Below are 19968 nucleotides of genomic sequence, written 5' to 3'. Positions count from 1 at the left end.
TTGGCGGAGCCGTGTTGAAATCTGAACTGCCCGTCTGTGGATGGGCCGTTTGACCAAAGGAAAACGCCGAGCCTAGGAGTAAACAAACAACCAGAACGCCAACTTGCCTATGCCTTGCGAATTCCATCTAAATCCCTCTTCACCTGTTGCATCCCGCAAGATAACGGGATATTTGTTTTTGGCCCTTGTCCGAAGCAAACAGCGGTCTCACAGTTGGTTCCGCGCATAGTTCGGCGGAAATACCGCTGTTCATCAACTGAGTCTCATATCGGATTCTGCAGAAATATATCACCACAACTTGATATCAATGATGAACCCTGGCCACGGCACAGCGATGCAAATAACTTGCACCAATAATTCCGCTAAACGGAATTTCTCTCTAACCCTCGGTTAACTGGCTCAGATAATCTGCCGGAGAAAGCACTGTAACGCTGCGCCGGGCTGAAATGGGAAAATCTTTCAAGTTACCGGCAATAAGCCAAGCGCCTGCTGCATGGGCAAGTGAAAGAAATGGAGCATCCTTTGGATCTGGCATGGGAAGGGGCCAAGCCGGTGGGTCGGGCAGATGCAGACTTTCAGCAATCAGGAACTCCAGCCAGAATGGCGGAAAGCCGTAACGACGAAACTTCTCTCGCTGGGCGACTTCTCGATATTTGGCTACCGTCCACGGACTAGTCACAGTCTGAACCAGTCCCTCCAGCACCCAATCCATCACCAGTGCAGGGGCTGCACCCGTGTTAATGCCGGCGGAGATTACGAGATTCGTATCGAGGACGATCAGCCTCATTTGCTCTTTCGCTGAATACGGCGAGAACGAACAGTCTTGATCTCCTGCTCAATTTCCTCCTCGCTCAGTCTTAAAGCGCCGGGCTTTTCAGCGAGTCGCCAATTCTTACGCAGGCTCGCCTTGGCCAACGCCCTACGGAGCTCGCGATCTTCCGCGATCACATCATCAAGCACAGGTACGAGAAAGTAGACAGGACCATCCTGCCCCGCCAGGAGGATCGTCTCCCCGTTCGGCACCTCTTTGAGCGCTTTTGAGCCTCGCGTGCGGAATTCCCGTAAGGATACCTGTCGCATAGGAACTGTTCCTCTAAACATGAGCGTAGCCATTTTGGCTACGCGATGCAAAATATCAAAGAAGTGCTGCTGCTACGTTCGGCGGCCATCTCGCACCACAAGATACGGGTGCTCCCTGAGCTTGAATACCTGGTTGAGATAGGTCCCCTTCGATTCGGCTGCCATGAATTCGAAGTGTTCCTCGGGCGGTACCTCAAAGTATCGATATACCGATCCGCCCTGACGGAACTCAATCTCCAGCTCGTTCCGGCTCTCGTCATAGCCGATCGAGGCGATGCCTTCGGACGCCACAGCTTGCCGCCTCATCTCTCAGGAGTCCCCCAAAATCATGGATGAGGCAGGTCCAGAAACGGATGTATGACGTAGAGCGTTTTCCCTGTTGCTGGTTTCCCTGTTGCTGGGTACCCCGGAAGGGGCGTACAGCGGCGTTTTCATTGCGGAAAACGCCCATAGATGTGGATGCTCTGGACTACACCTACAGGGAAAATGCTCTATGCCAACTGGGTGCTGGTCTCAGCAGACGAAGACTGCTCTTCCCCTGTGACAACCCGGTTCCGTCCGGCGTTCTTCGCCAGATAGAGAGCGGCATCGGCGCGCTTGACCATCGTCGTCCAGCTTTCCGCAGCTCCATTCCAGCTAGCCACGCCCAGGCTGGCGGTAACGCCGACCTTCTTGCTTTCCACCGGCACCACAATCTGCGAGATGCGCTTACGCAGGCGTTCGGCCAGGTGCAACGCAGTCGCATGGTCCGTATGCGGCAGCAGAATCAGGAACTCTTCGCCGCCGGAGCGGCATAACAGGTCTGTTCCGCGAAGCGCCGATTGCAGGTCTCGCACCACCAGGCACAGCGCCGCATCCCCGGCGTTATGGCCGTGAGTATCGTTCAGCAGCTTGAAGTGATCCAGGTCCATGACGATGACCGACAGCGGGAAGCCGTAGCGGCGGCAGCGGGCCATCTCTCGTGCAGCCTGGGATTCCAGGGCACGGCGGTTCAGGGCTCCGGTCAGCGCATCGGTGCTGGCAATCTCCCGCAGATCCAGCCCCATCTGACTAACGAAGATACCGACGAAGCAGAAGAGCGTCGCCGCATTGAAGAGCATATTGACCGGCCACTGCGCATGAGCGATGGACTCGCCGGAGATTCCCAGGACATTCGAACGAATCTCAACCACCTGCCACAGCAGCCGAAAGACAGCTACCAACGTGATCACAATGCTGGCAATGATGCGCAGCAGACGATTTTCTTCGATACCGAACCGCAGCAGCACTTCGACACTCAGAGCGGTCTGAATGGCCAGAACCACCGAAAGCAACTCAAAGCCATGTGCCGGGTCATTCCGCAGAACGGCAAACCACGTCAGAAAACCTGCATAGACCGCGACCAGAGCGGCGTTCGCCCAGAGATGACGGGCTTTGACATGCAGGAACTCGGCAAAGCCCGTATGGCGCAGCCAGAGGCTTACCGGCAGCAGCAGCATGCTGAGACCGAGATGGATATTCCTCGAAAAAAGACCATGTCCCGCAATCAAAGCGCTGGAGGCGCCCGCGGCCACGCACGACATCATGAACCACCAGATGCCCCGCGCGCGCCGGTAGCTGATGTGCAGCGAGCAGAGCCCCGCGGCATAAACCAGCATGGTAAGCGCGTTGATCAGCAGGAGATTGTACGTATTCATGGCAGGAGCGGCCACACTCAGAGAAACTAGCCTGGTGGTGAGGACGCGGATCGCGGACAGCGAGATTGTAGCAATGCACGCGTCCTTCACTCCAGTACCAGTTTGGTAATCCGCTTCAGGGAAACCCATTTTGGTTCTCAAGGTTCTCTTGATCCGGGAATAACATATGATGAGAGCCGCCGGCCCGATAGTATCTTCCGGAAGGCGGTCTAATCTGGTGGGCAGTCGCCTTTCCGTATCCTGCAGAGCCTTAGCCGCGTGGTCCAAATGTGCCAATGCAGTTTTGATGTGGAGATCAAAAACGGGATGAGCCCGAATGCCTGAAAGCCGATCGACAGCAATCATGTTGCTTTGGGCTGGTCTGGTGCTCGCCCCGCTGCTGTTCGCATGCTGGCTGCTACGCGTGAGCGCCCGGCGCGCCGATCTGACTCCGCGGAGACGTCAGATTCTGGCTGCAATCGGCGGCGCCCTGCTTGCCTGCGCCATATGGTCTCTCTACCATCTGACATCCTTCTCTCCCGCCGGCAGTATCGGCGTACGGCACCCGAACATCATGTTGGCGGTTTCGCTGATCGTCGCCATGTTAGGCTGCGGACTCGCCGTGGGCAATGTCGCTCTGCTGCTGGATAAGCAAGCCAGCAGGAAGTCTGCCAGCGGCATCGATGCCCTGACCGGCCTGCAGACACGGTCACAACTGGAGATCAGCATCCGCAATAGCATCCGTCGCTGTGGCCCGGATGGAAGGTTTGCCATAGCTCTGGTCGATCTGGATCGCTTCAAAGGTGTCAACGATACGCTCGGACATGAGGTGGGTGACCTGATCCTGCGACAGACAGCGCAGCGCCTGCGTACCGCCATCGGTCCACGCGAAACCCTCGCCCGCATCAGCAGCGATGAATTTCTGGCCGTATTGCCGAAGATCGAGCAGGAAGGCGCTCTTTCCGCGATCTGCCGGAAGATCCTGCACACAGTCTCGGAGCCGCTCACCGTCGGCAGCCATAAGATCCACATCACCTCCAGCATCGGTGTAGCCGTCTATCCGGACGATGGCACCGACGTATCCACGCTGCTCCGCAAGGTCGACACCGCATTGGATCGCGCCAAAGCCGCGGGACGAGGGGACTTCCGCATCTTCAATCCCGAGGTCGACAAAGCCCTGCTGGAGCGGCTGGCGCTTGAAAACGATCTGCGCCATGCACTCGGGCGTAACGAGTTCCTGCTGGCTTACCAGCCTGAGTTCGACCTGCAGACCGGCGAGGTCGTCAGCATGGAAGCTCTTCTGCGCTGGCGTAAGCCGACCGGTGAGTTTATCTCTCCGGCGAAGTTCATTCCTGTCGCTGAGGAGACGGGCGTCATTGTCCCTCTCAGCCAATGGGTTCTGGAAACGGCATGTCGAGAGCTCAGCGACCTGCGCTCCACCCTCGAGTACAGTCCACGTTTTGCCGTCAACCTCTCTCCCCGCCAGTTTCAGCAGGACAATCTCGTGGAGATGATCGTCTCCACCCTGGAGAAGTATCAGGTCACTCCCGGCAACCTGGAGCTGGAGATCACGGAAAGCTCCCTGATGGATGATCCGGAGAAAGCAGCATACTCTCTCCGTCTGCTGCGCCAGCACGGTATCGCCACTGCCATCGATGACTTCGGCACCGGGTATTCCTCCCTCAGCTATCTGCGACGCTTCCCTATTGACAAACTCAAGATGGATCGCGCTTTCGTCACCGATATCCAGGTGGATAAAGATAGCGCGGCGCTGGCAGAGTCGATCCTGCGCATGGCCCATCAACTCGGCCTGAAGGTCGTAGCGGAGGGCGTAGAACTGCCCGAGCAGCTCGACCTGCTGCGCCATCTGCGCTGCGATGCCGCCCAGGGCTTTCTGCTGGCCAGGCCGATGTTCCTGCCGGAACTGACCGGTTTCCTGCTGGACCATCAGGAAAAGGGATAGAGCATTTTCCCTGTAGGTGTAACATAGGGCTTCTGCATCTATGGGCGTTTTCCGCAATGAAAACGCCGCTACACTCCTCTTCCGGGATACCCAAAACAGGGAAAATGCTCTAACCCTGGCGCAGCGCGCGACGTCTCTTCGACTTACAATGGCTTCACCCATGCGCCCAGTTGCTTTGCTTCTCATCTCCAGCCTCTGGCTGATAACCACGGGATTTGCCCAGCGCCCCCCTGAGGCCGAAGAGGGTCCGAGCACGCCACCGAACATCCTGAAGACCCCGGCCGGCACCGTTGAGACCGGTTCCATGGGCAATGCAGCCTATCGCATCGATGTTCCGGCAAACTGGAACCACTCGCTGGTCGTCTTCTACCACGGCTACAGCGAGCGGTCATTTCACTACCGCTCTGACGCGCAGCTGCACGATCAGGCCAGACCCATGTTCCAACGTGGCTTCGCCGTGATCCAGAGTGGCTACTCCCAGACGGGCTGGGCCCTGCAGGCCGCCTACCCTGAGACCGAACGTCTGCGGAAGTACTTCACCAAGAAGTACGGTCAGCCGAAAGAGACCTTCGTCGCCGGCGGCTCCATGGGAGGAGCTCTCACCATGATGACTCTGGAGCTGAATCCCAAGCCGTACGTCGCAGGTCTCGATCTCTGCGGAGCCGTGGAACCTACCTACGAGTGGGCCTCGCGGCGATTTGCCTGGCGCGCCGCTTTCGACTACTACTTCCCCGGCATCTTCCCTCCGCTGGTGCCGACACCGCAGAACTTCACTGAGAATGACGGCCTTCGCCAGAAGATCCTCACCGCCCTGAAGGCAAATCCCGCGGCCGCCGCAAGTATGCGCGACATCACCTACGAACACACCGATCTGCAGGTGGCCAATCTGATGATGTACATCACCTGGCAGATGGCTGATTTCCAGAGGAAGGCCGGCGGCAACCCTTTCGAGAACCGCAACTATATCTATACCCGCTCCAGCGAAGACCCTCACACCGATTACGCCCTCAACGACGGCGTCCGCCGCTACGCCGCCGACGACAAGGCGCGCAAATGGGTCGCCACCTGGTATACCCCAACCGGAAAGCTCACCCGTCCCATGCTGGCGCTCCACACTGTCTTTGATCCTCTTGTACCGGCAACTCCCATGACGCTGTACGGCCGCATGGTGGAAGAGGCAGGCTTCGGCAACAACTACGTGCAAACTTACGTTCATCGCGAGGGCCACTGCACCATGAATGCCGATGAAGTCGGCCGCGCCTTCGATCAGTTATTGCTGTGGGTCCACCAGAAAAAGATCCCTCAGGCAGGTCTGCTGCGTTAGAACATTTTCCCTGTAGGTGTCGTGTAGGGGTTCCGCATCTATGGGCGTTTTCCGCAATGAAAACGCCGCTGCACTCCTCTCCGGAATACCTGGCAACAGGGAAAATGCTCTAAGATTTGTCATCCGATTCTGTCAGCCAAACTTAAGCCAGACTTAAGTTCCACAGAAATCAAGCCAAAGCAGGGCAAATCAACCTTCCATTCATAAACGGCACACCTGCTATTCACATTTCTTGGCTACTTTCAGCCCATTGTGAACAACAGAATAGTGGTCTCTTCTCTGGCAATTCTGCTGTCTTTGGAGGCAGGCGGAGGTGCGCAATCGGCACCCGCACCGGCGAAACATACCCCCTACTACGTCAACACGCAGATGCTGCACATTGCCGATCTGATTCCGGCGCCGCCGTCGGATAACGATCCACAGACTCGCGCCGAACTCGCTGAAGTCCATCGCATCGAAACATCTCGGACGCCGGCACAGGCCGCAGCCGCCAAAGCGGACGATGAGGAAGAGGACATCTTCGTCTTCCGCACTGTTATGGGTCCGTCGTTCACGGCGGCAAAGCTGCCGCTCATCGCGGAGCTTTCAACCCACGTCAAAGGCGACCAATCTTTTCTGGGCGGAGAGCTGAAGACGCTGTTCCAGCGCCCGCGTCCTTATCAGTCCGATAAGACGCTGCATCCGGTCTGCAAACTGACCGAGGTGCATAACTCTTATCCGAGCGGCCATTCCCTCTCTGGCTACATGCTGGCGCTCACTCTCGCGGAGCTGGTTCCCGAAAAGCGCGATGCCATTCTGGCGCGCGCTGATGAGTATGCGCACAACCGACTGGTATGCGGCGTTCACTATCGCGCCGATACCGAAGCCAGCCGCCGTATCGCTTATGTCGCCTTCGGCAACATGCTTGCCAATCCGAAGTTTCAGACAGACCTCGCCGCCGCACGCGAGGAGCTGCGCCTCGCCTCAGGCAACACGCACTAATGTTCCACCTGCACCTTCCGGCCCAAGTAACAACAAAAAATCAGGAGATACTCTCGTGCTTCGACATTCTCTCTTAGCCAGTACGCGCGCTGCCTTTGCTGTGGCGCTTGTCGCCGTTTCCCTTGGTTTGCCTGCCATCGCGCAGCAGACTGGAACTCTCTCTGGAAACCTGAAAGACGCCATTGGTGCGTCCATTCCGAACGCAACCATCGTGCTGCGCAATGAAACGACGAAGGTTGTCCGCAATATACGCGGCGATGCGGAAGGCCACTTCAACGCCAGCGGCCTGCCCGCGGGAACGTATACCGTAGAAGCATCCGCACCAGGCTTTGCCCTCACCACGCGCCAGGGCGTACAGCTCACCGCCAGCAACACGCAGGACGTCACACTGACCCTGAAGGTCGGCGGCGCCAACGAGCAGATCACCGTGGATGCCGCCAACGCTAATTCCATCGCTGCCGCCTACGCCGTGATGGATGGCGTGCTTGATGCCCGCAGTGCCCGCACCGAGGTCAACTCCACCTATATCCAGAACTACGTCGCACCGACTGCCGATTACACCGAAGTTCTGCAGAATGCACCCGGTACCTACAGCCTGAATGCGAATGGCGTAGGTCTGGGTGATGCGAAGATGTTCTTCCGCGGCTTCTCGGACGGCAACTATGACATCACCTTCGACGGCATTCCGTGGAACGACACCAACTCGCCCTCGCACCACTCCTGGGCCTTCTTCCCATCGCAGTTTCTCGGCGGCGTAGATTTCGATCGCTCTCCGGGTTCGGCCTCGACCGTCGGACCCACCCCCTTCGGCGGCTCGATCAACCTGCTCTCCAAGGAGATGCCCGACGTCCAGAACATCCGCGGCGGCATCAGCTACGGTTCGTTCAATACCAAGCTGATCGACGTGAACTATGACTCGGGTAACTTCGGCGGCGCATCGAAGCGGAACAACGTCTTTATCGATGTCCACCACATGGACTCCGATGGCTACCAGACCTTCAACTACCAGACACGCAATGCCGGCGCTCTGAAGTACCAGTTCAAGTTCTCTGAGAACAAGATTCTGACGGGCTTTGCCAGCGTACTCTGGCTGGACTCCAACACACCCAACATCAAGGGCCCCACACGCGCGCAGGTAGCCCAGTACGGCGATAACTTCCTGCTGCAGAACACTGACCCGACGCAGGCCAACTACTACAAGTACAACTTCTACCATGTGCCTACGGATTTCGAGTACGTCGGCTACAAGCAGCAGCTCGGTCATGGCTGGTCGCTCGATACCAAACCGTATACCTACAGCTACAACAACAAGCAGAACTACGCGGCTACACCGAAGAAGGGCACGGTCAGCGAACCGAACTGCTCCACACCTGTCAGCGGAGCTCTGCCCTGCGGCACTGATAAGCTGAACAGCTATCGTAAATACGGTGAAATCACCAGCCTGAGCCAGGTCTCGCGCTTCGGCATCTTCCGGGTAGGTATGTGGTACGAGTGGGCAACGACCGACCGTTACCAGATCCCACAGGATCCCATTACCCAGGCGGACAGCCCGCTGCCTAACTTCCACGAGCAGTTCTGGACCAACTCCTACCAGCCCTATGCCGAATACGAGTATCACGCCACCAGTAAGCTCACACTCACCGGCGGCCTGAAGTTCGCGCACTACACCATGGATCTGAAGCAATACGCTGATAACGGAAACACGGTCGGCAATCTGAACGGCGCTCCGTACGTGCGGAACAACGCCAGCTATAACTCCGTGCTTCCCTCGGTGGACGCCAACTACCGTATCCGTCCCAACTGGTCGGTTTATGGGCAGTTCGCCACCGGCAGCGTGATTCCGCCGAGCAGCGTCTTTGACATCAACCAGACCTCGACCAGCACTTCCGCCGCCGCCGTGCTCAAGACGCTGCCCGATCCCAGCTACGCCAAAAGCTACCAGACCGGTTCGGTCCTTAAGCTGCACCGGGTTACGCTCAATGCCGATGTCTACTATGTCCGCTTTGGCAACGCCTACTCGGCCCCCAGCGATCCGAATTTTGTGAACTACACCTCGCAGGGCGACTCGGTCACGAAGGGCTTCGAGGGAGAGACCAATCTCTACTTCGGCAAAGGCATCAGCTTTTTTGCCAACGGAACGGCAGGTTCCGCGAAGTACGTCAGTGATACGGTTGGCGGCAAGCCGAATCCCAACTATGACCTCTGGGTCGCCAGTACGCCGTCCAATACCGAGAGCCTGGGTATGACCTTCCAGGACAAGTACCTGAACCTCGGTATCTTCAACAAGCGTATCGGCCCGATGTGGAATGACGGCAAATACGCCGCTCCGACTTCAACGACCGGTCCGCAACTGAACCCGGTCCTGGGCACCAATGCCAACCAGGCAGTGCCGATCGATCCGTTCAACGTCACCAACATGTACGTGAACTTCACCGTGCGCCGCGGCTCCATCTTTGATCAGACCAAACTCCGCTTCAGCGTCAACAACCTCTTCGACCAGCACAACATCACCAGCGTGAACCCGTCGGGTTCGGTTCCGCTCAACCGTACCGGCTACGCTTTCGCGCCAGCCTCAGGAGACACCCTGGGCCTCCTGCCCGGACGCAGCTATATGGTCTCCTTCACCATCGGCCTGTCTCCACGACAGTAGAGCATTTTCCCTGTAGGTGTAGTCCAGAGCATCCACATCTATGGGCGTTTTCCGCAATGAAAACGCCGCTGCACGCCTTTTTCGGGGTACCCAGAAACAGGGAAAATGCTCTAACCGAAGCACGAGTAACCAACCTTGCGGAGAGCCGGAAACGGCTCTCCGCTCTTTTCTTTAAGGGGATAGAGCGTTTTCCTGCAGGTATAGACCAGGGTTCCCGCATCGGTGGGCGTTTTCCGCGATGAAAACGCCACGCACGTCCATTCCGGGATACCCCGCAACAGGGAAAACGCTCTAGAATCAGATATGGCTATCGCGCGGCCTGCTTCCACGCAGGCTGGGTCCGGATTGACGCCTCCCGAGATCACCTCCAGCGCAGTCTCCGCCGCCAACGGCGTTGATCTGGAGCAGTCAATCTCTGTGCCTAAAGCTCCGGAAGATTCGTCGGTCCATGATTCTCTGGCTTCTCCCAGCGGCATTCTGGCGGAAAAACCCTCAGCTCCGGCCATCAAACCGACGTCCGTCACACCCTACCTGACCTGGCTGGATAGCGCCTCGGCTCAGCGCATTGATGTAAAGTTCGCTCACCTGCTGGAAACCGTTCGGACATACCGCCCCGGTGATGACCTGGAGGTCATCCGCAAGGCGTGGATCTTCTGCCTGGAGAACCACGCCGACCAGAAACGTGCCTCCGGCGAGCCCTACGTCATCCATCCGCTCGAGGTCGCCCAGTTGCTGGCGGAGATGAAGCTGGACGCCACGGCCATCGCCGCCGGCCTGCTCCACGATGCCGTGGAAGATACCGACGTTACCGCCGACGAGATCTCGACCCGCTTCAGCGATCAGGTCGCCCACATCGTCGAGGGCGTCACCAAGCTCGACAAGATCAAGTTCGCCAATCGCGAAGACCACCAGGCCGAAAACATCCGCAAGATGCTTCTCGCCATGGTCACCGACGTTCGCGTCGTGCTCATCAAGCTGGCCGATCGCCTGCACAACATGCGGACGCTGGAGCACCTGAGGCCCGAGAAACAGCAGAAGATCGCCCGAGAGACTCTCGACGTCTACGCCCCCCTCGCCCACCGCCTGGGCATGGGTAAACTTCGCGGCGAGCTCGAAGACCTTGCCTTCCGCTACGTCGATCCCGTCGCCTATCAGAACGTCGAGAAAGAGGTCGACCAGGTCCGCGACGAGGGCGAACGTTTCCTGCAGGGAATCGCTAAGATCCTGGAAGAAAAGCTCGCCTCACACCACATCCACGGCCGTGTCGAGTACCGCATCAAGCGTCTCTACTCCATCCAGCAGAAGCTGCAGGATGGGACGCTCCCGCTGAACCAGGTCTATGACCTGCTGGCCGTTCGGGTCATCACCCAAACCGTTGGTGAGTGTTACGCCATGCTCGGCCTGCTGCACTCCACCTGGCGTCCTGTCCCAGGCCGGATCAAGGACTTCATCGCTATGCCGCGGCCGAATATGTACCAGTCGCTGCATACCACCCTCATCGCCGAGGGCGGGCACCAGTTCGAGGTGCAGATCCGGACCGAGGAGATGCACCGCATCGCCGAAGAAGGCATCGCGGCGCACTGGAAGTACAAGGCCAACGAGTCCGTCACCGATAAGGACGAACAGCGTCTCGCCTGGGTGCGCCAGATCATGGAGTGGCAGCGCGAGATGACAGACCCCAACGAGTTCATGTCGACGCTCAAGATCGACCTGTACCCCGAGGAGGTCTACACCTTTACCCCCAAGGGCAAAGTGGTGGTGCTCCCGAAGGACGCCACACCGATCGACTTCGCGTATACCATTCACACCGACGTCGGCAACACCGCCGTCGCCGCCCGGGTGAACGGCCGTATCGTTCCTCTCCGCACCAAACTGCACAACGGCGACATCGTCGAGATCTCCACCCAAACCGGCCACACACCCAGCCGTGACTGGCTGAGCTTCGTCAAGAGCTCCCGCGCTCGCAACAAGATCAAGCACTGGATCAACGTGCACCAGCGCGAGCGCGCCGTCGAGATCGGACGCAAGCTCCTCGACCGCGAAGGCCGCAAGTTCAAGGTGGCCATCACCAAGCTGACCGATGCCGACTTCACTCGCGTTGCCAATGAGTACGGTCTCGGCAATGGAGAAGACCTCTACGCCGGCCTCGGCTTCGGCAAGCTCTCAGCACGCCAGGTGCTTAACAAGCTGGAGCCGGGTAGCACCATGCCGGTTGAAACCGAGACGGGACCAACCCTTCCCACGCCCGGGCAGATGTCCGAGACAGTGAAGCGCGTCTTCTTCGGCAAAGGATCGGACTCGTTGCAGGTGGAGGGCCAGGACGACCTGCTTGTCTACCGCGCACGATGTTGTAATCCCATTCGCGGCGAAGAGATCGTGGGCTATGTCACCCGCGGTAAAGGCGTGGCTGTACACGCACGAAGCTGTCCGAACGTGCAGAACCTGCTCTACGAGAGCGACCGGCGCATTAATGTGGAGTGGTCGGCAACTCCATCGGCAAACGCCCGCCAAACCACTTATCCGGTGAAACTCATCCTCACTTGCGACGACCGCACCGGCATGTTGAAGGAGTTCACTGCCATCATCTCCGACGACGACACCAACATCCGTAGTGTGGAGTCACGCTCGAACGACGATGGCACCGCCACCGTAGAGTTCGTCGTCGAGACCGTCGACCTAAAACACCTGAACAAACTGGTGAACGATCTCCGCCGTGTCCACGGTGTCCGCGACGTCCAGCGCGTGAACAAGATCTAGGGAAGGACCTGCTTTGTAGCAGCCCATGCACTGGGTGCCCCGTATCTCGGCGCAGCCGAGATGTGGGATATCGAGCGGAGCTCGATCCGCTTTAGCTTTTGTGGCTTCCTTGCCCACCCTCACGTTGTGAAGGTGGGGCCCCCGGCTAAGAGAATTCACTATCGCTTCAACCGCTCATCAAATGGATACGCATAACTCTCTGCGATCCGGAATCGCTTCGCTGAGCGATGCAGTGGATTGAAAAGATAGTTCGCCGTCTCCGGCACGATCGCGCTCGGCACCTTCAGCAGCACCGTCTCCGCCTTGCGCAGCCACTCGGTTCCCAGACGTTGTGTGCGTTCGAGATCATGCTGCCATCCCGTGCCAAGCTGTGATGCGCGAACCTCATCCAGCTTCACCGTCGGACCCACAATGCGCAACAGCGTGAACTCCGGCGGGACATCATTGGCCGCCGTATGCGCACAAACCTCCAACAGGGCAGCCGCTGGGTGCTCCGCCAGATAGACGACCGGTTGGCCGGCGAAATGCCAGCGCCCGGGAGCACGCTGTCCGCCGACACCCCTCAGGTCTTTGAAACGGCTGATGCGCCAGAGAATCACTTGTTTAGACGAAGAAGCCTTCGTCGATCTGTACCAGCATCTCTTCCACAATCCGGCTGCCGGTGTCCGTCTTCAGCAGGGACAAGGGAGCTCGCCCATCCAGACGCGTGTGCGGCCGGCGCAGCCACGCCAACGCACGCTCGCGCGAGCCGTAGGTTGCTTCCGCCGCCGAGAGCACCCGGATCACCCGCAGCACCCGGTCACTCTCCTCCAGCGTCAGCTTCTCCCGCTTCGCTTTGCGATGCTGCAGGGTGCGCGACGGGATCACAACTTCATCGATCTCCGCCCGCTCCAGTCCAAGCTCCGATAGGCGCCCAACCACCGTCGGCGCGAGCCGCGCTTCAACGATCTTCAGGACAGCCGCCTCGGTCACCGGAGCACCGAGACCAAGCCAATCGCCGATCTGGACTAATGCGGTATTCATACCAACATTATGCCACGAAAACAACGGCAAAATGCGAAACAGGTTATTCTGAACATCCATGAAGAAGAGCCTCCTCGCCGCGCTTCTCCTCGCCGTCACCTTCTCCCATGCGCAGGAAACCCCGACCATCCGCGTCAACACCAACCTGGTGCAGGTGCCGGTCTCAGTCGATTACAAGGGCGAGCGGCTCTATGGCCTGAGGCCTGAACAGTTTGTGGTGCAGGATAATGGCGTCGAGCAAAAGATCCGTCTCGATGAAGACGCCGATCAGCAGGGCATCGCTCTGTTTGTCCTGGTAGAGTGCGGCCGCGAATCCATGATGCAGTTCGGCAACATCAGCGGACTGGCAACCATGGTGGAAAGCATCATCGGTGGCGCCCCCAAACTCATCGCTGTGGCCCGCTACGCCTCCGGCCCGGAACTGCTGCAGGATTTCACCGGCAACATGGAAAAGACCACGATGACGCTGAATGCCCTCAAGCCCTGCGAGGATAGCGGCGCCAACACGCTTGATGCGGTGAAATATGCCGCGGAGGCTCTGGGCCAGCGCCCCAGCCGCTACCGGCGCGCCATTCTGCTCGTCGGAGAGACACGCGACCATGGCAGCAAGATCAAACCCGAAGCTGTGATCGAAGAACTCGGCCGCTCTAACGTCGTCGTCGACTCCGTGAGCTTCAACCCCGGCAAAACCGAGATCGTGAACAGCCTCTTTCACGGCCAGATGGGCTCCGGGCCACTCGGTCTCCTGGTCATGGCGGTCAATGCCCTGAAGAAAAACGTCCCCAAGACGCTATCCGAACTCTCAGGCGGTGAATACATCAACTTCACCACGCAAAAGGGCTTCGACAACGGCATGTTGCGGCTTTCGAACCACATCCACGACTACTATCTGCTCAGCTTCCAGCCGCCCGCGAACGTGGAACCCGGGCTGCACCGTATCACCATCTCCATCCCCGACTACCCCGACGCCAAACTCCGCGCCCGCCAGAGTTACTGGGCCGGACCAAACGGGGCACAGTAAACTCGACAACATGAGCGACACCAATAAGACCGCCGTCTCCACCAAAGAAGCTCCTACCGCTATCGGCCCCTATTCGCAGGCTATCCGCGTGGGTGACACTCTGTTCACCTCCGGCCAGGTCGCCCTCGACCCCGCCACCGGCAACCTGATCCCAGGTGGCATCAAAGAGCAGACCGTCCGAGTGCTGGAAAACCTGAAAGCTGTTCTCGCTGCCGCCGGCCTGGATATGGTGCACGTGGTCAAAACCACCGTTTTCCTCAAGGACATGAAGGATTTCGCCGCGATGAACGAGATCTACGCCACGTATCTCGCTCCCGCCGGCACTGTGGCTCCGGCCCGCTCCACGATCCAGGTGGCAGCATTGCCGAAAGACGCGCTGGTTGAGATCGAGGTGATTGCCAAGGAATCCGCTTAAGCACGGTGGGCGTCTAATACGTAAAAGGAGATTCCGATGGCCGAAACCCCTATGCTCGACGTGCAGACGACCGGCGGCAAGATCCATAAGACCGAAGAAGAGTGGAGCAAGCTGCTCACACCGGAGCAGTTCCATATTCTGCGCCGGAAGGGCACAGAGCCGGCATTTTCCGGCGCCCTGTATCAGAACCACGAAGATGGCATCTATCGCTGTGCAGGGTGCGGCGCGGAGCTGTTTACTTCAGACAAGAAGTTCGATTCGGGTTCCGGCTGGCCCAGCTTCTGGTTGCCCATCTCGGCAGATGTGATTGAGGCGCATGAGGACAGCAGCTACGGCATGCGCCGGATCGAGGTGACCTGTGCCCGCTGTGGCGGCCACCTTGGCCACGTCTTCCCCGACGGTCCCCGCCCCACCGGTCTTCGCTACTGCATCAACTCCGCATCGCTGGAGTTCGAGAAAGAACCGAAGTAATTCTGTCCATTAGCCTGAAATGGCCCGCGAATCTGCGGGCCATTTCGATTTAACTCCTCCGAATTCGTACAATAGACCCTATCGTGACACTGGATTTTCTAGGTTCTACTACCCGCACACACCGGTGCGGAGAGCTTCGCGCCGCAGATGCCGGCAAACCCGTAGTCCTGATGGGCTGGATCAATCGCCGCCGCGACCATGGCGACCTGATCTTCCTGGACCTGCGCGACCGTACCGGCATCACCCAGGTGGTGCTCGACAAGTCGCTCTCCGGCCACGACGCTCTGGCCAAGGCCGAGGCCTCACGCCCTGAGTACGTTATCGCCGCCATCGGCAAGGTTCGCCTGCGCGATGAGTCGCTGGTCAACCCCAAGATGCCGACAGGCGCGATCGAGGTGCTGGCCACCGAACTGTTGATTTTGAACGACGCCAAAACGCCGCCCTTCTCGCCGGCCGATGACGCCATTCAGAACGAAGAGATGCGGCTGAAGTACCGCTACATCGACCTGCGCCGCGCCGAGATGCAACAGAACTTCCTCGTGCGCCATAAGGTCAACCAGGCCATTCGCCAGACCCTCTCCGATGAAGGCTTTCTCGAGATTGAGACACCGTTCATGACGCGCTCCACCCCGGAGGGTGCACGTGACTACCTGGTTCCCTCTCGCGTCCACCCGGGCACCTTCTACGCGTTGCCGCAGTCGCCGCAGATCTTCAAACAGATCCTGATGATCTCCGGCTTCGATCGCTACTTCCAGATCGCCCGCTGCTTCCGCGACGAAGACCTCCGTGCCGACCGCCAGCCGGAGTTCACGCAGATCGACCTGGAGATGACCTTCCCCACGCAGGACCAGGTCTTTGCCGTCGTCGAGCGCTTCCTCACCGCCTCCTTTGCGGCAGTGGGTGAGACCATTAATACCCCTTTCCTGCGCATGAGCTACGACGAAGCCATTCGCAAGTACGGTATCGACAAGCCCGACATGCGTCTGCCGGCGATGGCCGATCTGACCGAGGTGCTGACGCCTGAGCTTCGCACCACTCTCAAGATCGAGCAGAAGCTGCCCGTACTTGGCTTTGTGATCCCGTCCGTCGGCGAGCTCTCCGGCACCGCCCGCAAGTCGCTGCTCAGCGAGGTTCGGGCCTCGTTCGGAGACAGCGGCCTCGACCTGCTCGACCTCGTCCGCCTGCGCACCGCCGAGCAGTTTGTTCCGCTCGCCGATGCCATCTCCGAGAAGCTGAATGCGGAGCTCGCAGCCTTCAATGGGTCGAGCCTCACGACCAACGATCTCGCTGTCGTCGTCACGCCCAAGCTGGAAACGCCGGAGATGTGGAACTTCGACCGCCAGTGGATCTGGAAGCGTGTCGGCCAACTCCGCCTGGAACTGGCGAAGAAGTACGCCGACAAGCACGGTCTCTTCGAAAAGAAGGGCACGCCCGAGGACTACAAGTTCCTCTGGGTCACCGACTTCCCCATGTACGAGTGGAACGAGGAGAAGAAGACCTGGGATGCAGCGCACCATCCCTTCACCTCGCCGCATGAAGAGGACATCATCTCCGGCGCTCTCTTCAACGACAAGGGAGCGGTCCGGGCCTCGGCCTACGATGTGGTGCTCAACGGTCTCGAGCTCGGTTCGGGCTCTATCCGTATCCATCGCAAGGACGTGCAGGCAGAGATCTTCCGTTCGCTGGGCATGAGCGATGAGGAGGCCAAGGAGCGCTTCGGCTTCTTCCTCGATGCGCTGGAATACGGCACACCTCCGCACGGCGGCATTGCCCTCGGCATCGACCGCATCGTCATGCTGCTGGCCGGCGCCCAGAGCCTGCGCGAAGTCATCGCATTCCCAAAGACAGCGAAGGCCATCGACCTGATGGTCGACGCTCCCAGCCACGCCACGGACATGCAGTTGAAGGAACTTCATCTGCGTCCCACCGTGCGCACGTAAATCGAACCGCAAACAACAAGAACCCGCCCCATGAGGGCGGGTTTCTTCATGAGCCACAAAACTGGGTGCCCTATCCATTGCGTAGCAATAGGTGGGAGCCGTGGGCTTTTAGCCCACGGTCTATTGGTTCAATGTAGAAATGGGCTTTAGCCCTGGACTTTTTCCTGACTGACAGAAGAGTCCCAGGGCTAAAGCCCATTCATTTCTATGCCTTTATCAGCGGGCTGAAGCCCGCTGCTCCACCCAGCTCTGGGACTGTCTCATTCTTCACACCAAAGGTATTTGCGGACTACGCCCCAACAACCCCTCAACCTCGTTCCGCGAAGGCATCGACACCTGTGCACCCAGCCGCGTCACCGAGATGGCCGCGGCAGCATTCGCATACCGCGCCGCTACCTCCGGCGAATCCCCTGCCAGCAACCGCGTCGCAAACGCTCCGTTGAAACAATCCCCTGCGGCCGTAGTATCAACTGCTTTAACCGGCAACGCAGGCACTGGCGTCGGCTCACAATCAGCTCCCATCAGAAACGCTCCGCGCTCGCCCAACTTCAGCGCCACATTCCGGCATCCCATCGCCAACAGGCGTTCGGCTGTCTGCCGCGGCTCCATCGAGCCTGCAACAAGCTGCGCTGCCTCCGTCTCATTCGGAGTCAGCCAAGTCACCGCACGCAACAACTCCTCCGGCAACGCAGCAACCGGAGCAGGATCGAGGATCACCACTGCCCCGGCCTTGTGCGATGCCTGCGCCGCGGCCACCACTGCATCCATCGGAATCTCCAGCTGCAGCAACACCACACCTGCATTCGCGAACTCCAGCGCACTGACATCCGCCGCTGTTACCAGACCGTTCGCGCCTGACTGCACGACAATTGCATTCTGCCCGTCGGAGGAGTGAGTAATTACCGCCAGGCCTGACGGCCCTTCAGTCACCTGCACACCGGCCACATCCACCTCAACCTCATCCAGCCCCTCCAGGAGTGCTGCGCCATAACTATCGCTGCCGACACGACCTGCCATACGCACCTGTGCTCCCAATTTCGCGGCTGCCACGGCCTGGTTGGCGCCTTTACCACCCAGCAGGGAATCATATCCACTGCCACGAACGGTCTCCCCGGCAAGCGGAATGCGCTCCGCATGCACAACAAGATCCAGGTTGAGACTTCCGATCACCAGCACCGACTTCTGCACGACCTCATCCTACGGCAAATAACAAAGCCCCGCCGCAGCGGAGCTGGTGCCTTTCTTATTCACTCCTTCAATCATTCAATTCTTCAATCCCCCATAAAAATCGGCAGCGGAGGTGTCGCGGCCTCCGCTGCCTGCGTGAGGGGTCTAATAAGAAGCGTTATGGTTTGTCGACGCCGTCGTGTGCGGAGACAACGGTGCAGTCCCGTTGTCCGCGAGGTTCTTGACGTCCTTCTCTGCGAGGAGCGCTTCTATCTCCGCAGTGAATTCCTGTTTGAGCTGATCGTTGAAGGCTCCGCTCGAAGGCGAAGCGAAGCCGGAGTGCACCAACCGCACGCGGCCGTCCTTGCCAACAAACAACGTTGCCGGCCAGGTGTTCAGGTTCACCGCCTGCGGCACCTTCTCCCACATCTCTGCCGGAGCGCCGGCCAGCAGATAGGTGTACTTCACGCCATAGTGCTGAATGAAAGCCTTCTCGCGAGCGAGAGAGTCCTGCTGCTCGGGCTCTTCGAAGTTCAGGGCAACGATCTCCAGCCCCTTATCGCGATACTTCTTGTCGAGCTCGACCAGGTAGCGTGCTTCGTCATGGCAGTTCGGGCACCAGGTTCCAGTCACGATTGCGAGAACTACTTTGTTCTTGAACCGGGCATCGTCGCTGGAAACCAGCTTGCCATTCACATCCGGAAACTTGAAACTGAACCGCTCGTTCGCATCCCGTACGGTGGTGTGCTTGCTGTAGTCCTCCGGCTCCGCGAAACCTTTGCTGCGCGCCACCTCCGGCCGATACGCAATCAACGCCTCCGTCGGTGTGTATGCGCCTTCGGTCTTCACCTCCAGCGTACCGTCCTCTTTCGGCGTCACCCGCACCAGCAGAGGACGAGCTCCATCGAAATGACTCAGCAACCAGCTTCCGTTCTTGTACGTACCGGTCAACGCTCCGGTATCGCCATCGACACGTAAAATCGACGCCTGCGCTTCCGCGCCGTTCTGCTTCACGATGAAGCGCCACGCCTTCTCGCCCTTTGCGGTCTCATGCGGAATCTCCCAGTTGCCCGCGATGTTCGGCGCCTGCGCAGAGGCCGCTGCTGTGGCATCGGTGTGACGAGTTGCGTGGAAGGGATAATCGGCGATGTACTTCTCGCGCTCAAAGCGGCCGCGCAACTTACCCGTAAGCGTGTCGCCATTCACATTGGCAGAGATCGTTGTCAGATAGTGCTCGAAGTCGAGTACGACTTCATTGTTGTTGCGCTTTGCGCTGGTTGTGGTTTCGGTCTCCTTGTCTCCGTTGAAGAGCGTGCCTTTGATCTGCTGGCCATCCTGGGAGATGTCGAGACGGAACGGAATCTCCGTTCCATTGAGCGTAAAGGCCGCGTCCCAACGGCCTGCGAGTGAGTTTTGTGCGAAGACGGCAGAACTGCTGAGGACCACGGCAGCAAGTGCGATGGTTCGATTGCGGAATGTCATGGCGAAGCTTCTCCTGAATTTCTGTTGCGAAAGGTTGTC

At 59.0% G+C, this 19968-nt stretch carries 17 protein-coding genes; 9 read left to right on the top strand and 8 right to left on the bottom strand.

The genetic code is table 11. The features are described from left to right. Nucleotides 1–379: 379 nt before the first annotated feature. The 4 genes from OHL21_RS04385 to OHL21_RS04370 all read right to left on the bottom strand — a co-directional run bounded on the left by OHL21_RS04385 (nt 380) and on the right by OHL21_RS04370 (nt 2756). Nucleotides 380–787 carry a PIN domain-containing protein gene (locus tag OHL21_RS04385; protein ID WP_263416032.1) on the bottom strand — a complete coding sequence of 136 codons (408 nt, stop codon included), beginning with the start codon at nt 785–787 and terminating at the stop codon, nt 380–382. Next, nucleotides 784–1080 (bottom strand): type II toxin-antitoxin system Phd/YefM family antitoxin, encoded by a 297-nt coding sequence (locus OHL21_RS04380; protein ID WP_263416031.1) that lies wholly within the window; start codon nt 1078–1080, stop codon nt 784–786. Before OHL21_RS04380 ends, OHL21_RS04385 begins: the two co-directional genes overlap by 4 nt. A 72-nt stretch (nt 1081–1152) precedes the next feature. After that, nucleotides 1153–1386: a KTSC domain-containing protein gene (locus OHL21_RS04375; RefSeq protein WP_263416030.1), complete on the bottom strand. Its 234-nt coding sequence runs from the start codon at nt 1384–1386 to the stop codon at nt 1153–1155. 185 nt (nt 1387–1571) lie between these two features. After that, on the bottom strand, nt 1572–2756 hold the full coding sequence (locus tag OHL21_RS04370; protein WP_263416029.1) for a GGDEF domain-containing protein: 1185 nt from the start codon (nt 2754–2756) through the stop codon (nt 1572–1574). Between the two features lie 316 nt (nt 2757–3072). Here OHL21_RS04370 and OHL21_RS04365 point away from each other — a divergent pair, with 316 nt between their 5' ends. From OHL21_RS04365 to OHL21_RS04345, 5 genes are all read left to right on the top strand, one after another. Further along, complete coding sequence (locus tag OHL21_RS04365) at nt 3073–4698, top strand: putative bifunctional diguanylate cyclase/phosphodiesterase (protein WP_263416028.1); 1626 nt, start codon at nt 3073–3075, stop codon at nt 4696–4698. A gap of 160 nt (nt 4699–4858) precedes the next feature. Beyond that, a complete protein-coding gene (locus OHL21_RS04360; protein ID WP_263416027.1) occupies nt 4859–6022 on the top strand; it encodes an alpha/beta hydrolase in 1164 nt (387 codons plus the stop codon). 252 nt (nt 6023–6274) lie between these two features. Continuing rightward, complete coding sequence (locus OHL21_RS04355) at nt 6275–7003, top strand: phosphatase PAP2 family protein (RefSeq protein ID WP_263416026.1); 729 nt, start codon at nt 6275–6277, stop codon at nt 7001–7003. A 55-nt stretch (nt 7004–7058) separates the two neighbouring features. Next, entirely contained in the window at nt 7059–9653 is a 2595-nt protein-coding gene (locus tag OHL21_RS04350) for a TonB-dependent receptor (RefSeq protein WP_263416025.1), read from the top strand. 303 nt (nt 9654–9956) lie between these two features. Further along, nucleotides 9957–12410, top strand: a complete 2454-nt coding sequence (locus tag OHL21_RS04345) for a RelA/SpoT family protein (RefSeq protein WP_263416024.1) — start codon at nt 9957–9959, stop codon at nt 12408–12410. Nucleotides 12411–12568: 158 nt separating this feature from the next. Here the strand turns inward: OHL21_RS04345 and OHL21_RS04340 are convergent, their stop codons facing one another. Continuing rightward, on the bottom strand, nt 12569–13009 hold the full coding sequence (locus tag OHL21_RS04340) for an RES family NAD+ phosphorylase (protein ID WP_263416023.1): 441 nt from the start codon (nt 13007–13009) through the stop codon (nt 12569–12571). A gap of 4 nt (nt 13010–13013) precedes the next feature. After that, on the bottom strand, nt 13014–13493 hold the full coding sequence (gene parS, locus OHL21_RS04335; RefSeq protein ID WP_263416022.1) for a type II RES/Xre toxin-antitoxin system antitoxin: 480 nt from the start codon (nt 13491–13493) through the stop codon (nt 13014–13016). Between parS and OHL21_RS04330 the strand changes: the two genes are divergently transcribed. From OHL21_RS04330 to aspS, 4 genes are all read left to right on the top strand, one after another. Then, complete coding sequence (locus tag OHL21_RS04330; RefSeq protein ID WP_263416021.1) at nt 13492–14454, top strand: VWA domain-containing protein; 963 nt, start codon at nt 13492–13494, stop codon at nt 14452–14454. The two genes, parS and OHL21_RS04330, sit on opposite strands and share 2 nt — an antisense overlap. A gap of 10 nt (nt 14455–14464) precedes the next feature. After that, nucleotides 14465–14869 (top strand): RidA family protein, encoded by a 405-nt coding sequence (locus tag OHL21_RS04325; RefSeq protein ID WP_263416020.1) that lies wholly within the window; start codon nt 14465–14467, stop codon nt 14867–14869. Nucleotides 14870–14905: 36 nt separating this feature from the next. Further along, nucleotides 14906–15340, top strand: a complete 435-nt coding sequence (msrB, locus tag OHL21_RS04320; protein WP_263416019.1) for a peptide-methionine (R)-S-oxide reductase MsrB — start codon at nt 14906–14908, stop codon at nt 15338–15340. A gap of 83 nt (nt 15341–15423) precedes the next feature. Then, the gene (gene aspS, locus OHL21_RS04315) at nt 15424–17280 is read left to right on the top strand and encodes an aspartate--tRNA ligase (protein ID WP_263416018.1); all 1857 of its coding nucleotides are present in this window, start codon (nt 15424–15426) and stop codon (nt 17278–17280) included. Between the two features lie 267 nt (nt 17281–17547). On the opposite strand, the gene rbsK is transcribed toward aspS, so the two are convergent. Next, a complete protein-coding gene (gene rbsK / locus OHL21_RS04310; protein ID WP_263416017.1) occupies nt 17548–18468 on the bottom strand; it encodes a ribokinase in 921 nt (306 codons plus the stop codon). Between the two features lie 144 nt (nt 18469–18612). Beyond that, entirely contained in the window at nt 18613–19929 is a 1317-nt protein-coding gene (locus OHL21_RS04305) for a peroxiredoxin family protein (protein ID WP_263416016.1), read from the bottom strand. Nucleotides 19930–19968 lie beyond the last annotated feature (39 nt).

The sequence above is a fragment of the Terriglobus albidus genome (genome assembly GCF_025685425.1).
Lineage (GTDB): Bacteria > Acidobacteriota > Terriglobia > Terriglobales > Acidobacteriaceae > Terriglobus > Terriglobus albidus.
Note: the sequence above shows the minus strand (reverse complement) of the source record. Positions and strands in the feature narration are given on the sequence as shown.

Bases quoted from the DNA above. Each gene is read 5' to 3' on its own strand.
- OHL21_RS04385 (WP_263416032.1), bottom strand. From the start codon at position 787: ATGAGGCTGATCGTCCTCGATACGAATCTCGTAATCTCCGCCGGCATT.
- OHL21_RS04380 (WP_263416031.1), bottom strand. From the start codon at position 1,080: ATGCGACAGGTATCCTTACGGGAATTCCGCACGCGAGGCTCAAAAGCG.
- OHL21_RS04375 (WP_263416030.1), bottom strand. From the start codon at position 1,386: ATGAGGCGGCAAGCTGTGGCGTCCGAAGGCATCGCCTCGATCGGCTAT.
- OHL21_RS04370 (WP_263416029.1), bottom strand. From the start codon at position 2,756: ATGAATACGTACAATCTCCTGCTGATCAACGCGCTTACCATGCTGGTT.
- OHL21_RS04365 (WP_263416028.1), top strand. From the start codon at position 3,073: ATGCCTGAAAGCCGATCGACAGCAATCATGTTGCTTTGGGCTGGTCTG.
- OHL21_RS04360 (WP_263416027.1), top strand. From the start codon at position 4,859: ATGCGCCCAGTTGCTTTGCTTCTCATCTCCAGCCTCTGGCTGATAACC.
- OHL21_RS04345 (WP_263416024.1), top strand. From the start codon at position 9,957: ATGGCTATCGCGCGGCCTGCTTCCACGCAGGCTGGGTCCGGATTGACG.
- OHL21_RS04330 (WP_263416021.1), top strand. From the start codon at position 13,492: ATGAAGAAGAGCCTCCTCGCCGCGCTTCTCCTCGCCGTCACCTTCTCC.
- parS (WP_263416022.1), bottom strand. From the start codon at position 13,493: ATGGATGTTCAGAATAACCTGTTTCGCATTTTGCCGTTGTTTTCGTGG.
- OHL21_RS04325 (WP_263416020.1), top strand. From the start codon at position 14,465: ATGAGCGACACCAATAAGACCGCCGTCTCCACCAAAGAAGCTCCTACC.
- msrB (WP_263416019.1), top strand. From the start codon at position 14,906: ATGGCCGAAACCCCTATGCTCGACGTGCAGACGACCGGCGGCAAGATC.
- OHL21_RS04305 (WP_263416016.1), bottom strand. From the start codon at position 19,929: ATGACATTCCGCAATCGAACCATCGCACTTGCTGCCGTGGTCCTCAGC.